The organism is Candidatus Poriferisodalis sp. (assembly GCF_965208895.1).
In the GTDB taxonomy this organism is placed as follows: Bacteria; Actinomycetota; Acidimicrobiia; order Acidimicrobiales; family Poriferisodalaceae; genus Poriferisodalis.
Map to the genome: position 1 here is coordinate 2,458,803 of NZ_OZ242363.1, position 14,972 is coordinate 2,473,774.

The window sequence follows — 14,972 nt, forward strand, 5'->3', positions numbered from 1 at the left end:
GCCGTTGGCGCCGCCGTCATCTCCATTGCCGTCGTCGGGTGGAGTCTCGTCGACGTCGGTGACAGCGCGGGCGGCCGATCTCAGATGCGCCAGCGTTGGGTCTTTCCTAGGAGTGTTTGCGGCAGTTTGCTGACGAGCTCGATGGCTTGGGGGGCGCAGTAGGCGGGGAGGTGGGCCTTCACTGCGTCACGCAGTGCTTCCAGTTCGGGGGGCTGGTTGGCGCCGGTTGGGACGACTACTGCGGTTACTGCTTGGCCCCATTCGGGGTCTGGGCGGCCAACTACTGCTGCTTCCGCGATGGTGGGCAGGTCGGCGAGGATTCGCTCTACTGCTCCTGGCCAGACTTTTTCTCCGCCGGTGGTGATCATGTCGTCTACTCGGCCGAAGACGGAGAGTTGGCCTTCTTTCGAGAGGACGCCAGCGTCTCCTGTACCGAACCAGCCGTCTTCGGTTCGGGGATCGGTTCCGTCGCGGTAGGTGCGCAGCAGCATCGGGCAGCGGAGCTGGACCTCGCTGTCTTGGATGCGGAGTTCGACGCCTTGTAGGGGCCAGCCTTCGTAGACCACGCCGCTGAATGTCTCGGTCATGCCGTAGGTGGCGACCGTGTTGGAGGGGCGCTGGGCGGGCATCGCTGAACCGCCGAGCAGGATTGCCCGGAATGCTGTGGCGTCGATGCGCGCGAGTGCCGTGGGCACCAGTGAGGTGAGCGTGGCGCCTTGGCGGGCTGCTGCTTCGACTGCTGCTGTGTCGAATCCGTCGTGGACATCGAGTGGGGTGTCGGTGAGCAGTGCGCGGACTACTCCTGCGAGGCCTCCGACGTGGGCGAGCGGCAGGCAGGCCAGCCAGCGATCGGTGCTCGGGTCGACCTCGAGGGCGGAGCTGGTTGCCATCGCGTTGGCTTCTATGGCTGCGTGGGTGAGCACGGCGCCTTTCGGCTCACCGGTGCTTCCGCTGGTGGCCATGACGAGTGCGTCGCCGGCCTCGACTTCCCAACCGCCGCGGCGGCGGTGACGGTCTGTGGCATCCACAACGACGCTCGCGCCCATTCGGCCGACGAGTTCCTCTTGGGCTGCAGCCGGGAGCCGCTGATCGACCGGCAACACGGCGTCGCCGGCATCCCAAGCGCGCTGCAGCTCGGCCACGAAGCGTTCGCCGCCTCCGAGCGCCAGCGCGATGAGTCGTTGCAGGTGTTCAGCTCAGTCGCTTGTTGATATCGGCTACGGCATCGATCAGCGAATTGTTGACGACTGTCAGTTCTTCGAACCGCCGATCGACCTTGTGCTCGATCTGGTCCATGCGGTCGTCCACACGATCGAACCGCTTGTCCACGCCGTCCAACCGCTGGTCCACGCGGTCGAAGCGCTCGCCGATCTGTCCGAACATCTCGGTCAGGAATTCCCGCGTTTCGTCTGGTGTCACCATCCCGCTCCTGCTGTTGAGCCCCACTCTCATACGACTCTACCGATGGGTCCTGCACGGTCACGGGCCAATTTCTTGCACTCAGCGCGGCGGGGCGCAGAGGCACATGCGGAAACGCCTCTCGCGGCGGAATCGTCACACATGGGCGCGAGACTGAGGGTGGCATGAATGAGTCCAAGCCGACGCCAACGCTGCGCTGGACCGGCGACAGCATCGAGATCATCGATCAGACGCGCCTGCCCGCTGAGCTGGCCTTCATCAGCGTGCGAGACGTGGCAACCGCCGTCGATGCGATCGGACGGCTCGCAATCCGTGGAGCGCCGGCGCTCGGGGCATTCGGTGCCCTCGCCGTGGTCGTCGGCTTCGACGAGGCTGGGGCGAATTCGCTGCCCGAGGCACGGGCCGTGCTGGAGCGCTTGAGGACCCAGGTCGGCAATGCCCGCCCGACTGCAGTGAACCTGCGCTGGGCCGTGGACCGCACGATCGACGCTGCGCTCGCCGAGCCCGGCGTGGCCAACGTCGCGCAGATGCGCCGGCGGCTCTTGGACGAGGCCCTGGCCGTCGGCGCCGAAGACGCGCTGGCGTGCGCCGAGATCGGTCGCCTCGGGCGCGTACTGCTCGCGGATGCAACGGTCATCGCCACACACTGCAATGCCGGACGGCTGGCAACCGCGGGCATGGGCACCGCACTGGCCGTTGTGTACGCCAAGGCTGCAGCGGGCGAGCCGGTCCGTGTGCTGGCGGCCGAGACCCGGCCGCTGCTGCAGGGCGCCCGGCTCACTGCGTGGGAGCTCGCCGACGCGGGCATCGACGTGTCGGTTGTCGCCGACGGCGCGATGGCCTCGCTGATCGCCCGCGGCGAGGTCGACGCAGTGATCGTGGGGGCAGATCGCATTGCCGCCAACGGCGACACTGCAAACAAGGTCGGCACCTACGCGCATGCGCTTGCCGCTGCCGACGCGGGCATCGGTTTCTACGTCGCCGCGCCAACCACCACGATCGATGCAGCGGTTCCGTCGGGCGAGTGCATCGTCATCGAGCAGCGGGACCCCGACGAGGTGCACCGCGCCGGGAGCAGCCGTCTCACGCCTGCCGGCGCGGACGCCGTGAATCCCGCTTTCGATGTGACACCGGCTCGCCTGATCGCGGCGATCATCACCGACGCGGGCGTGCTGCAGCCGCCGTACAACCACTCCATTGCTCGCGCACTGGCCGCGGCCGGAGGCCCCGGGTGAGGATCGGGCGAATGACGAGTACGCGCGGGTACCCGCCGCTGGCGCTGGCGGGGGCCGAGCCAACCAGGCTGGGAGCCGTCGGATGCTGAATCGCTGGGATGACGCAGAGGCAGCTCGCTGGGCCGACTTGGGCGATCTCGGTGAGATCACCTACGGCTCACGATTGGTGGGGGCCGATCCGGCGCTGGTGTTGCACGGCGGTGGCAACACTTCGATCAAGGGCCACAGCACCGACGCCTGGGGCGAGCCGGTACCCACGCTGTGGGTGAAGGGCAGCGGCTGGGACTTGGCGACCATCGAGCCTCCGGGCTTCGCACCGCTGCGCCTCGAACCGGTGCGGCGACTGGCGCAGCTACCGAAGCTGAGCGACACCGAGATGGTGAACCAGCTGCGCATCGGTCTGCTCGATGCGTCGGCGCCGAATCCATCGGTGGAAGCGATCCTGCATGCGCTGCTGCCCCATCGCGCCGTGCTGCACAGCCATGCCGACGCCGTCTTGGCGCTCACCAACACCGCTGACGGCGACGCCAAGGTGCGTGAGCTCTGGGGCGACCGGGTCGTCGTGGTGCCCTACGTGATGCCCGGCTTCGACCTGGCCCGTCGCTGCGCGGACGAATGGCGGGCCCAAGCCCATGACCGCACCGAGGCAATGGTCCTGCTGAACCACGGGATCTTCACGTTCGGCCAGACGACCCGCCAAGCATACGACTCGATGGTCGACGCGATCAGCGAAGCCGAGCAGTGCCTTGCGGAGGCGGGCGTGCCCTCATTCGGCGAGACCGGTGACGACAGCCTGCCGGAAGAACTGTGGGGCAGTGCCGGCAGCGCGGCGCCAACGCAAGGCGAGCACGAGTCGATAGCGGGGCTGCGAGCGGCAATTTCAGTTGCGGCCGGCGCGCCGATGCTGCTGCGCGCCGTGCGCGACGAGCGCGCCGACGCGTTCTGTGCTCGCGACGATGTGGCGTCGGTGGCATGCCGTGGGCCGGCGACCCCAGATCACATCATCCGTACCAAGCAGTTCCCGATGGTGGGCCGCGATGTCGATGCCTTCGTCGAGGACTATCGCGCCTACTTCGAGCGCAACAGTGCCCGCCACGACGAGCACGGCGCGCAGACCGCTCTCACCATGCTGGATCCCGCACCGCGTGTTGTGCTCGACCCTCAGCTCGGACTGTGGACCGCTGGGTGCCGGGCAGTCGACTGCGACATCGCTGCGGACATCTATCTCCACACGATCGACGTGATTTGTGCTGCGGAGGCGCTGGGCGGCTACGTGGCGCTCAGCGAGGCCGATCTGTTCGACGTGGAGTACTGGGAACTCGAGCAGGCCAAGCTCGCTCGTGCCGGTACGCCCGCTGCGTTGGCCGGTCAGGTGGCGCTGGTGACCGGAGCTGCGTCGGGAATCGGTCAAGCAGCAGCCGCAGCATTGGCCTCGCAGGGTGCCGCGGTGGTCGGCGTCGATCTGGACGAGGGGCCGGGGCGCGCCGCGGGGTCCACGCGTCGCCATGTAATTGCCGACGTCACCGATCCGGACGACATGGCGATCGCACTGCAGGAGGCCGTCGAGTGCTTCGGCGGTGTCGACATCGTGGTGGCCGCAGCCGGCATCTTCGGTCCGTCCGCACCGCTTGCTGCGCTCGCCGGTTGCGACGTGGAGGAACCCGACGCCAGCGAGGCAGACCGATCGAGCCACCTCGACCCTGAGCGCACCGATGCTGAAGGCACCGCATTCCGTGTCCGAGACGCGACGCTCGAGTTGCGCGCAGAGTGGCAGCAGACGTTCGACATCAACGTGAGCGGAACGGCGAACACGATCGCAGCCGCCCACCGCCTGCTGCGGCATTCCCCGACCGGTGGCCGGGTTGTCATCGTGGGCTCGAAGAATGTTCCCGCACCTGGCCGCGGCGCCGCCGCGTACTCCGCTTCCAAGGCCGCGCTTACCCAGCTCGCCCGTGTCGCAGCTCTCGAATGGGCCGGCGATGGCATCACCGTCAACGTGGTGCACCCCGACGGCGTGTTCGACACCGGACTGTGGTCCGACGAGCTCATCGCCGAGCGCGCCGCCGCCTACGGGCTGACCTCCGAGCAGTACCGCAAGCGCAACCTGCTCGGCCGCGAGCTGTCATCAGCCGACGTCGGCGCCCTCATCGCCCAGATGTGCGGCCCGGCATTCGCGCACACCACCGGCGCCCAGATCCCCCAAGACGGCGGCAGCGACCGTGTCGTCTAGTCGCCGCTGACGGCGATCAAGTCGCCTAGCTGCTCGAAGCGGCGGGGGTGGCGCCGGCCATCAGCAGGCCGATCTCTTCGCGGGTGGCGGTGCGAGGGTCGACGGTGGCCACGATGCGGCCCTCGTACATCACGGCAACCCGGTCGCTGAGCGCCAGCACCTCGTCCAGCTCGGCGGAAACCAGCAGCACGGCGGTGCCTTCGTCGCGCCGCTCGCGGATGCGGCGCCAGATGAATTCGATGGCGCCGATGTCGATGCCGCGGGTGGGCTGAGCGGCGATGAGCAGATCGATGTCGTCGGAGAACTCGCGGCCCACGATGAGCTTCTGCTTGTTGCCGCCCGAGAGATTGTCCGCTGGCAGATCCACGCTGGGCGTGCGCACGTCGAAGGCGGCCACCACGTCTTCGGCGTGGGAGGTGATTCGGTCACGGCGCAGCATGCCTCCCGCCGCGAACGGCGGCCTGAAGTAGCGGTTCAGCACCGAATTGTCGGCCACCGAGTACGAGCCGATCAGCCCGTGCTTGGCCCGGTCCTCGGGAATGTGTCCCACGCCGATGACCGTGACCTGCCGCGGCCGGGCACCTGAGGCGTCCCGGTCGCTGATCGACACCGTGCCCGAGGCTGCGTGCCGCAAGCCCGTGATGGCCTCGACCAGCTCCCGTTGGCCGTTGCCTTCCACGCCGGCGACCCCCACGATCTCTCCCGCACGCACGCTCAGCGACAGCTCGTCGACCGCACGCTGGCCGCGGTCGTCATCAGCGCAGAGGCCGACAATGTCGAGAACCGGCGGCTGAAGGGCAACTGCCGGTCCTGCATCCGCAACGCTGCGGTGACCCGCGCTCAGCGGCACCGGATCGACGACCGCGCGTCTGACCAGGGCGCCGACACCGGTATCCGCAGCAACCCCGGTCTGCGTCATCTGGCCGGATGCTTCATCGACAACGGTGGCAGCGGGTGCCGACCCGACACCGGTGGCACCGGACTCGAACCGGTCGCCATGCAGGTCGACAGCGCGGCCGACCATCAGCTCCGCCAGCGCCGCCTCGCTGGTCTGCGCAGGCGTGGTGGTGCCCACGACCCTGCCCTCGCGCAGCACGACGATGTCGTCGGCGGCTGCCATGACCTCGCGCAGCTTGTGCGTGATGAACACGATGCCGACGCCCTGATCCGTCAGCCCACGCAGCACATCAAGCAGATGGTCGGTCTCCTGAGGAGTGAGCACTGCGGTCGGCTCGTCAGCGATCAGCACCTTGGCATCGCGGTACAGCGCCTTGAGAATCTCGACCCGCTGCTGCGCGCCGACGGGCAGGTCTTCCACCGCGGCGTCAGGGTCGACATGGAGCCCGAACCGGTCTGCCAGATCCAGCACCCGGCGGCGCGCCTGTGCGACGTCGATCATCCCGAGCTTGCGCGGCTCCGCGCCGAGCACGATGTTGCGCACGACGCTCATCGGCGGCACCAGTTGGAAGTGCTGGTGCACCATGCCGACGCCGCGGGCGATGGCGTCGTGCGGGCTCGACAGCTCGACCTCCTCGTCGGCAATCACGACCTGGCCCGCATCGGGCCGGTGCAGACCGAACAGCACGTTGACGAGCGTGCTCTTGCCGGCGCCGTTCTCGCCGAGCAGCGCCAGGATCCGACCAGGCCGCAGCTCAATCGACACATCGTCGTTGGCGACGACCGAGCTGAATCGCTTGGTGATGTGACGGCCTGCCAGCAACACCTCGGGCTGCGCAGCGGCTGCTTCAGACTCCAGCTGAACCCCAGCGGACCCCGCTGCCGCAGCCATCATCGGACCTCGTAGGGCTGGCCCAGCGCAGCCGGGTCGCGCATCCGGCCGAACAGGCCGGCGGCCGCCACCACGATGATCGTCACGACGAAGGGCAGCATCCCCACGAACTGTGCTGGGATGTCGAAGGTGTCGTTGAGCTGGAACTGGCCCTGCAACGCCGTGGTGAATCCGAAGAACAGCGCCGCCGCATACGCACCGAGCGGGGTTCGCCGCCCAAAGATCATGACGGCGAGCGCCAGGAATCCCCGGCCGCCGGTCATGGCTCGGGAGAACGTGCCCACCGACTCCAGCGCCAGATACGCGCCGCCGAGGCCCGCCAGACCGCCGGCCAGGGTCACATTCAAGTAACGCAGCCGGATCACATCGATGCCCACGGTTGCGGCGGCACCGGGATGCTCCCCGATCGCGGTCGTGCGCATACCCCACACCGAGCGCAGCAACAGCACGTGGAGCACCACTACCAGCACCAGCGCGAGGTAGGTGAGCGGCGGCCGGCTGAACAGCGCTGTGCCGACCACCGGGAGATCGGCGAGCGGCCCCAGCTCGATCGCCTGATACTTGGGCTGGCCCAGCGATCGGCCGCGGTCATAGAAGAACGACGTGAGACCCAGCGCCGCGATGTTCAGCACGGTGCCGGCGATGATCTGGTCGGTCCGCAGCCCCACCGCCATCGCCGCGAGCATCCAGCCCATGGCGAACCCGGTGCTGACGCCTGCCACCACGCCCAGGAACAGCGAGCCCGAGATCGATGCGACGGTGAACGCGGTGAACGCCGACATCAGGAACTGCCCCTCGATGCCGATGTTCACGATGCCCGAGCGCTCGCCGATCATCCCGCACATGGCGCCGAGCACCAGCAGGGTGGCGCCGCGGACGGTGCCTGACAGCACGGCGGTGGTCTGTGCCCCGTCCCAAGCGTAGAAGCCCCACACCACCGCCACCAGCGCCGCCGCCGCGGCCAGCGACCACGCGCGCTGTGGGATCCACCGAAACGGGTTGGCGCCGGCGCGGTCGTGGGGCGAACCGGCGCTCGGGTCCAGTGCCATCGAACTCATGACCTCCCGCTCGATTCCGCGCCGAATCGCATCAGATGTGCTAGCGAGACACTGCGCGCCGGATCGAGCCCTGCACAGACGCTGTCCGCGGCAGTCATCGGCCCCACCCCGCGCCGAGCGTCAGGCGTCGGTCGTCAGCGTCGCGCAGCCGCAGCAGCCAACGCACGATCAACGGTGCTGCCACGAACAGCAAGATGAGCGCTTGGATCACGTCGATGATCTCTGGCGCTACTCCCGACTCGAACTGCATCTTGGCGGCACCCGCCTCCATCAGACCCACCAGCAACCCCGCAGGAATGACCGCGATGGGGTTGGTGCGCGCCAGCAGCGCGATGGTGATGCCCTCGAAGCCGAGACCCACGTTGACGCCCGCCTCGAAGCGACCATCGACGCCGAGCGACTCGATCGCGCCGCCAAGGCCGGCCAGCAACCCCGCCACTGCCATGGTCGAGGCCAGGATCCAGGCCACCGAGATGCCCGCATAGCGGGCAGCATGACGGTTCGCGCCCACGCTGCGCACTTCGAAGCCGTAGGTAGTGCGTTCCAGAACGAACCAGCACGCGAACGCTGCGATCACCGCCAGCAAAAAGCCCGCCGGCAGCCACCCCCAGGTGGGGATCTCAGCCGACGGCTCGACCAGCGGGGTGCGCGCGATGATGTTGGAGCCCGATCGGTCCTGCCAGGGGTTCGCTGCCAGCCAGTCCGTCAGATTGCCGGCCACGAAGTTGAGCATGATCGTCACGATCACCTCGTGCGCCCCTGAGGTGGCCTTCAGCACTCCGGCAATCGCGCCCCATGCCGCTCCGGCAATCGCGCCCACCAGCAGTGCCAGCGGCAGGTGGACGACCAGCGGCAGGCCGTCGATCCCGAATCCGACGCCGGCGGCGAACGCAGCACCGACCAGCAGCTGACCCTGCCCGCCGATGTTGAAAAGGCCCGCCTTGAACGCGAAGGCCACAGCCAAGCCGCCGAAGATGAGCGGCGTCGCCTTCTGCAAGGTGCGCAGCACGGCATCGGCATCGCCGGCCCCGCCGAGGACCAGTGCTCCGTAGGCGATGAGCACCGAATGGCCCTGCACGGCGATGAGCACCGCTCCGAGGACGAGCCCCAGCACGACCGATGCCAGCGGCACGGCCGCGGCGCGCAGGAATGCCTGGCGGCGAGCTTGGACTCGTCCCGTGACAGCGACACCGGAGGATGTCAACCGACCACCTCAGCGCATTCACGGCCGAGGGCGGCAGCTCCGGGGGAGGTCAAGCAAGTGCCTCGTCGAACTGGTGCTGATGGAAAACGATTCGGAAGCGACCCTGCTCGCCACGGGGACCCAGCTTGACTTCTCCGCAGTCGATGGCGTCGGCGCCGCTCAAATGCTCCTCCAGCGTGGCGAAGACCTGCTCCTTGTAGGTCGTATCAGCGTTGCCCGCGAGGTGCTCGCCTTTGGTGTCCACCACCAGCAGCCGGGCCGCGCGGTCGTCCGAAGCAGACAGTGCGACGAAGTCTGGCCAGATGCGGTCGGTCTGCCAGCCTCGCAGGTAGTAGTCGTGCGATTGTCGGGCGGCGACGCGATGCCACCAGTCGATCGCTTCGTGTTCGTCGAGGTAGAACGCGAACTGGCGCTCGAGGTCGGAGTCGAACTGATTTTGGAACAGCGGGTCGAACAGGCTCTGCTGAACCGGCCGGCCGGCGTATTCGAACGTGTGGTCGCCCTCGCTCCATATGTAGGTGAATGTGTCAGCCATCTTGAAATTCGGCTCGCTGGCTTCAAGGTCGAACCGAATGTCTCCCGAACGCAGCTTCGACACGAATACGGCCTGAGCGGCAGCGTCGATCTCTGCGGCCAGGCTCTCCCGGACATGGTTCACATGCCAGCGGCGGTCCGCATAGATCTCGCCGTCGTCGTGGCCCTCTGCGCGCAGCGCACCGATGTAGCCGAGCGCAACACGCGAGGCCTGCCACGGATTGGGCACCATGTCGATCAGTTGCCGGACGAACCAGACGATGGACACTGAATTGTCGGCCGTCATGCCCACGCGCCGAGTCAGCGAGGTTGAGATGCCGTCATCGTCGAGTCCGACACTGATGGTCTGCTCAGTCGCTTCTCTCTGACCGCTGCGGTGGTCTCCCGTATCGGGCACCTCCAGCGAGGCCCAGTCGATCCCGGGCAGGATGTCGCGTTCATAGCTCAAGTCCACCCATGTCTCGTCCCGGCGTGCCAGTACTTTGGGAAGGAATATGTCGGCGTCACGGAACTGAGGGCGCCGCTCGATAACGCGAGGCTCCACCGAGAGGACATCGGAGGTCTGCACGTCTTGACCGAGCCCGGTCAGACCTTCGTTTTCCAAGCCGTGCTTGACTGCGTTGACAGACTCGTCTACACCGGTCTGCCAGCAATGCACGTAGCAGCGATCCAGAGCGGTCTCGCCGGTTCGGCGGGCACCGGGTTGGCGCATGACTCGTCCCATGAGCTGGGTGATCGCCGTACTGCTGCGTGTGTTGTCCAGCATGACCAGCACGTACGCGAAGGGACAATCCCAGCCCTCCATCAAAGCCGCCTTGGTGATTATCCAGCGCACCGATGAGTACGGCGACATGAGATCTTCGCCGGCGATCTCATCGCTCTGAGACGACTTCACACGTACCGATTCAGGTGCCTCGCCAAGTCGGCCGATGAGATGTTCGCGCACGTCCTCGGCGTGGAGATAACCGGTGCCGCGCTGATCCTTGCCAGTCCGCTCCACGCGGATCACGCCGATGGGCCGTATGTAGCGCCCGCTGCGGCCTTCGAGTTGCTGCGCCGCGGCTGTCAGATCGACGAGGCGGTCGTGGGCGCGGGCCAAGGTGTCAGTCCAGTCGCCGTCGCTGGTGCTGACCTCCACCGGCAGCTTGATCATCTCCTCCCGGCCGAGATCGGCACCCGATATGTCCACGAGCAGGTTGCTGATGGCAGCGTTCGGCGTGGCAGACAGCTCAATCACCAACCGAGGGTTGAGCCGGTTGACAGCAGCCACGAAATCATCCGCGCCCTTGCCTCCGTAGGCCTTGTGCGCTTCGTCGAGCACCACCACCGGGCGCTGCATCTTGAGCACGTTGAACAGGCTGTGCTTGACGGTCCCGCTCGGGTTGGTCTCGAGATCAGGGTGGGTCTCAAGCAGCGCCGCGAAGGCAGCCACATCGTCTTCGCGAGGGAACAGCGTGGAGTAGCGGCCCGAGTCGCGGAACATCCTCAGGAACTCCTTGCCCTTACGCCGGTTCGCAGCGGGCAACATGAGCAACATGACGCACAAGTAGTTGTCGAGATCGCCTTGCTGGAGCCGGTCGTCCTTCTCCATCACCTTGACTCGGCCGCCGCTGGCAAATTCGAGCAATTGGCGGTAAGGATGCTGGCGCGTCCAGAACGCCTTGCGCGTCTGGGCGTAGATGGCCCGAGACGGCACGATCCACAGCACGAAACCGGTCTGCATCCCGAGACGCTCCAGCGCAGCAGCGCCCAGCAGTGTCTTGCCGCCGCCGGTCGGGATCTTGAAGCAGACATGCGGTATCGAGCGGCCAGCACCGTCGTAGCGATCCACATGGGGCCGTTCGCCCGCGAGAATGCTCTCGCTGCCAGACAGGGACGCCCACGCCTTTGCTGGATAGTTCGCATCGTCTGCGCTTGGCTCCAGACTCGCGCGAGACAGCACCAACGCGCGTTGCTCGTACTCTTGATGAGCCGTGGCGAGGGCCTGCTCCCATTCCGAGAATGCCCGGAGTGTCCGGCGCTGATACTCCTTCAGTTCCAGCATGACTGCACTTTCGCGGACGGCATCGCTGTCACCGCTACGCCTCGTCGATCTGCTGGACCGCGAACGGAAGCTGGGCGAACATGACCCTCATGTCCTTCAGCTCGTCCTGAGGGATGTAACGGGCCGTCGCGAACACCACTGCGTTGCGGTCGCGCTCGCGGCACATGGCCCCGATTGCTTCCGCACGCGGTGCCGTCAGCACTGACTCGTTGGTCCGGAGCCACGCGATGTCGGGCTCATAGATGAGGTAGTAGTCGCGGGAATCATCGCTGAAGATCAGTCCGTTTTCGTCGCGCGTCGCCAGATCCTCCGTGCCAATCGACAAGCCCGTGGCGGAATGCACCAGCCATGCGGCAAGGTCGTCGAAGCTGGGCAGCGATTCGCCGCTGAGCATCCCGTTGCCGCTGGTGCGTTCACCCAGCGTGCAGAATGTGAACGTCCCCCCGAGACCTTCGCGGAGCGATTCGCCCCGACCCGTGTCCACACCGGCGATCACGCGACGTATCCGTTCCGCCGTCACCTCATCGGCGTAGTCCTCGCATTCGACCATGATGAAGCGCCGATTGCCGCCGTCGGCCTTGTTCAGAGCCAGCACAGCATGCCCAGTCGTCCCCGACCCGGCAAACGAATCCAACACAATCGCCTCGGGGTCGCGCAGGAGCTCGACCAAATACTGAATGAGTTCCACAGGCTTTGGTTGAGGAAAGACACCTCCAACTCCAAAGATCGTTTGCAGGAGTGTCGTGCCGGTGGCATTGAAACGCACGATGTCGGGGTCGAGCACAGCGTTGGGAGGCTGGCCGGCCTGGACGTCTCTGAGGTATCGCTTTGCGCGAGGTGCCGTCCCGCCGAATTCGATCGCACCCGACGCTTCCATCTCTCGCAGCCGTTTACGCGAGTAACGGGGGTAACTGCCGGAGGGCGCCGACCACTCGACACCATTTTCAAATGTGTGGGTGTACGGCTCGAAGAAGTTGCGAGCGCTCAACGGGTCGAGCTTGTACGGACCCCGGCCGTCATTGTCATCGCGCGGGTAGTTCGCCGACTTGTCAGAGACATAACGGATGTACCGATCCGTTGACTCGCCGAACCATGATTTGTCCTTGGCATAGCTGACGACGTAGTCAGCGTTGAGGTTGAAGTCTTTGCTCGAGTTGCGCACCGTGTGCATCGCTCGACGGACTTGAGTGACAAAAAAGTTCTCTTCGCCGAAAATCTCGTCCATCATCATGCGGAGGTGATGGACCTCGTTGTCGTCGATCGACACGAAGATCACGCCGTCGTCGGACAGCAGTTGGCGCAGCAGCTGCAGGCGGGGCCACATCATCGTCAGCCACTTGTCGTGCCGTTCGAGATCCTCGCCGTCGACCGGGCCGTTCTCGGACAGCCAGTGCCGCAACGCCGGGCTGTTGCCGTTGTCGTTGTAGACCCAGCCTTCGTTGCCTGTGTTGTATGGCGGGTCTATGTAGACACACTTGACGCGGCCCGCGTAGCGCGGCAGCAACGCCTTGAGGGCGTGCAGGTTGTCGCCGTGGATGATCAGGTTGTCATCGAATTCACCCGCTCCGACGGATCGGTCCGGATGCGGGACCAGCGGTCGCCACGGCACCACCAGATGATGGCCGTAGACATGGGACTTGCCCTTGAAATCCAGCGTCGGCATCGGCCCTCCCCGCTTGCTCGACCCCTATGAGCACCGTAGCCCTGCGGTGTCACAGAAACGGGGCGAGCGGGAGGGCAGCGCGGGACCAGCGAGATCGCTCACAACGAGGCGAGATTCCCGCGGCCCACGGCGACCGGCTCAGAACGTGGCTCGCTGGATCAGCCCGGCGGGTAGCCGGTGGAGATCTCCCCGGAGTCGAGCAAACCCTTGATTGCCTCGAGGCTGAGCTTGAAGTCGTCGCTCACCGCGCTGTCGTGGTCGTAGAACGCCGCCAGTCCCACATCGCCAAGGTGATTGCCGCCCGGGAACTCGCCCGCTGCCGCCGCTTCGATCAGTTCCGCCACTCCCGGCGTTATCAGCTTCATGGCGCTCGTCAGCAGGCACGGCCGCGCCTCTGGCACGGTGTTCCACTGGTCAGTGTCGACACCCACGCAGTAGGCCCCCTCCTGGGAGGCGATCTCGATCAGGGCGCCGTTGCCGGTGGCGCCGCCGGCGCCGAAGATGATGTCTGCGCCTTGGTCGAGCGCTTGGCGGGCGGTGGCCGCTCCCCAGTCAGGATCGCCGAAAGCGATGTCAAGCCCGCCTGGGTGATATGTGGAGATGGTCTGCACCTGCGGGTTGGTGTATCGGGCGCCGTTCTCCCAGCCCTCCTTGAAGGCAACGACCGGCGGCACCAGATCGGTGCCGAGCACCGCGCCGACGATGTCGGTCTCGGTCATCAGCCCCGCCAAGGCGCCCGCCAAGAAGCCTGATTTGTCCTCGGGGAAGATCAGCCCTGTCAGGTTCGGGAGATTCTCGGCCTGAAACTGGTCGACGCCGATGAAGTCGATGTCAGGGTTCGCCGTCGCAGCCGCGATAGTGGCGTCGCCGAGACCGAAGCCGACCGTGACGATGACGTCCACGCCGTCTTCGACGAACAGGTTGATGTTGTTCTCGTAGTCCTTGGCCTCTTCGGTCTCGATGTAGCGGACATCGGCCCCGAGCGCTGCTGCGGCCTGCTGGGCGCCTTCCCATGCCGACTGGTTGAAGCTCTTGTCGTCCACCTTGCCCGTGTCGGTGACCAAGCCGATCTTGATCGGGTCAGACTCGTCGGGTTCGGCGGGAGCTTCGGTGACAGCAGGCGCAGTTGTGGCAGGTGCTGCCGCCGCCGTCGTGGGCGCCGGATCGTCGCTGCTGCCGCATGCGGCGCCGAATACCGCCAGCACGGCAACGAGCACGGCGAGCCGCCCGGTGCGTCGCACGGCGGATCGCCTCGTGGATCGCCTCGTGGATCGCCTCGCGAACAATGTCATCTGACCCTCCCGAATGCACGGGCCGCCGGTCTGCTCGTCCGGCGCACCTGAAGTGCAAGCACTGCCGATCACGAGCCTATTCCTCGACGAGTTCGACGAGCGTGCCGAGATTGCCCTTCGGGTGGACGAATGCGACCGTCGTGCCACGCGAGCCCGGTCGCGGCGCAGTGTCGATCGGCACGGCGCCTGCGTCGAGCATCGCCTGCAGCGCTGCTGCGCAGTCGTCCACCCGGTAGCCCACGTGGTGCAGGCCTTCGCCCCGCCGCTCGAGAAACTTTGCAATGGGCGAGTCGGGCCGGGTGGCGGCGGTCAGTTGGATGTAGCTGTCGGCTACCTTGATCAGCGCCTCTTCGACGCCGTCGGCATCAACGGTCTCGCGGTGGGCGACCTCTGCGCCGAACGCCTCGGTGTAATAGTCGACTGCCGCATCGAGGTCCTTCACGGCGATGGCGACGTGGTCGATCTCGGTCAGGATCATCAGCGTTGCTCTCCTCTTGGGTGCAA

General features: G+C 66.5%; 11 protein-coding genes. 2 read left to right on the top strand and 9 right to left on the bottom strand.

What is annotated here, in order from left to right; genetic code table 11:
* Positions 1 to 80 precede the first annotated feature (80 nt).
* Both ACOGJB_RS11125 and ACOGJB_RS11130 read right to left on the bottom strand, forming a co-directional pair.
* Positions 81 to 1,142 carry a class I adenylate-forming enzyme family protein gene (locus ACOGJB_RS11125; protein ID WP_419837205.1) on the bottom strand — a complete coding sequence of 354 codons (1,062 nt, stop codon included), beginning with the start codon at positions 1,140 to 1,142 and terminating at the stop codon, positions 81 to 83.
* Positions 1,143 to 1,191: 49 nt separating this feature from the next.
* A complete protein-coding gene (locus tag ACOGJB_RS11130) occupies positions 1,192 to 1,422 on the bottom strand; it encodes a hypothetical protein (RefSeq protein ID WP_419837206.1) in 231 nt (76 codons plus the stop codon).
* A 161-nt stretch (positions 1,423 to 1,583) separates the two neighbouring features.
* Between ACOGJB_RS11130 and mtnA the strand changes: the two genes are divergently transcribed.
* Positions 1,584 to 2,654, top strand: coding sequence for an S-methyl-5-thioribose-1-phosphate isomerase (gene mtnA / locus ACOGJB_RS11135; RefSeq protein ID WP_419837207.1), 1,071 nt, complete (start codon positions 1,584 to 1,586; stop codon positions 2,652 to 2,654).
* 82 nt (positions 2,655 to 2,736) lie between these two features.
* On the top strand, positions 2,737 to 4,884 hold the full coding sequence (locus ACOGJB_RS11140) for a bifunctional aldolase/short-chain dehydrogenase (RefSeq protein ID WP_419837208.1): 2,148 nt from the start codon (positions 2,737 to 2,739) through the stop codon (positions 4,882 to 4,884).
* Between the two features lie 25 nt (positions 4,885 to 4,909).
* On the opposite strand, the gene ACOGJB_RS11145 is transcribed toward ACOGJB_RS11140, so the two are convergent.
* The 7 genes from ACOGJB_RS11145 to mce all read right to left on the bottom strand — a co-directional run bounded on the left by ACOGJB_RS11145 (position 4,910) and on the right by mce (position 14,946).
* Entirely contained in the window at positions 4,910 to 6,676 is a 1,767-nt protein-coding gene (locus ACOGJB_RS11145; protein ID WP_419837209.1) for an ABC transporter ATP-binding protein, read from the bottom strand.
* Positions 6,673 to 7,731 carry an ABC transporter permease gene (locus ACOGJB_RS11150; RefSeq protein ID WP_419837210.1) on the bottom strand — a complete coding sequence of 353 codons (1,059 nt, stop codon included), beginning with the start codon at positions 7,729 to 7,731 and terminating at the stop codon, positions 6,673 to 6,675. Before ACOGJB_RS11150 ends, ACOGJB_RS11145 begins: the two co-directional genes overlap by 4 nt.
* Before the next feature lie 94 nt (positions 7,732 to 7,825).
* Complete coding sequence (locus tag ACOGJB_RS11155) at positions 7,826 to 8,935, bottom strand: ABC transporter permease (RefSeq protein ID WP_419837211.1); 1,110 nt, start codon at positions 8,933 to 8,935, stop codon at positions 7,826 to 7,828.
* A 49-nt stretch (positions 8,936 to 8,984) separates the two neighbouring features.
* On the bottom strand, positions 8,985 to 11,513 hold the full coding sequence (locus ACOGJB_RS11160; protein ID WP_419837212.1) for a DEAD/DEAH box helicase: 2,529 nt from the start codon (positions 11,511 to 11,513) through the stop codon (positions 8,985 to 8,987).
* A 34-nt stretch (positions 11,514 to 11,547) separates the two neighbouring features.
* Positions 11,548 to 13,176, bottom strand: a complete 1,629-nt coding sequence (locus ACOGJB_RS11165; protein ID WP_419837213.1) for a site-specific DNA-methyltransferase — start codon at positions 13,174 to 13,176, stop codon at positions 11,548 to 11,550.
* A gap of 158 nt (positions 13,177 to 13,334) precedes the next feature.
* Positions 13,335 to 14,417 carry a BMP family ABC transporter substrate-binding protein gene (locus ACOGJB_RS11170; RefSeq protein ID WP_419837214.1) on the bottom strand — a complete coding sequence of 361 codons (1,083 nt, stop codon included), beginning with the start codon at positions 14,415 to 14,417 and terminating at the stop codon, positions 13,335 to 13,337.
* Between the two features lie 127 nt (positions 14,418 to 14,544).
* On the bottom strand, positions 14,545 to 14,946 hold the full coding sequence (gene mce, locus ACOGJB_RS11175; RefSeq protein ID WP_419837215.1) for a methylmalonyl-CoA epimerase: 402 nt from the start codon (positions 14,944 to 14,946) through the stop codon (positions 14,545 to 14,547).
* Positions 14,947 to 14,972 lie beyond the last annotated feature (26 nt).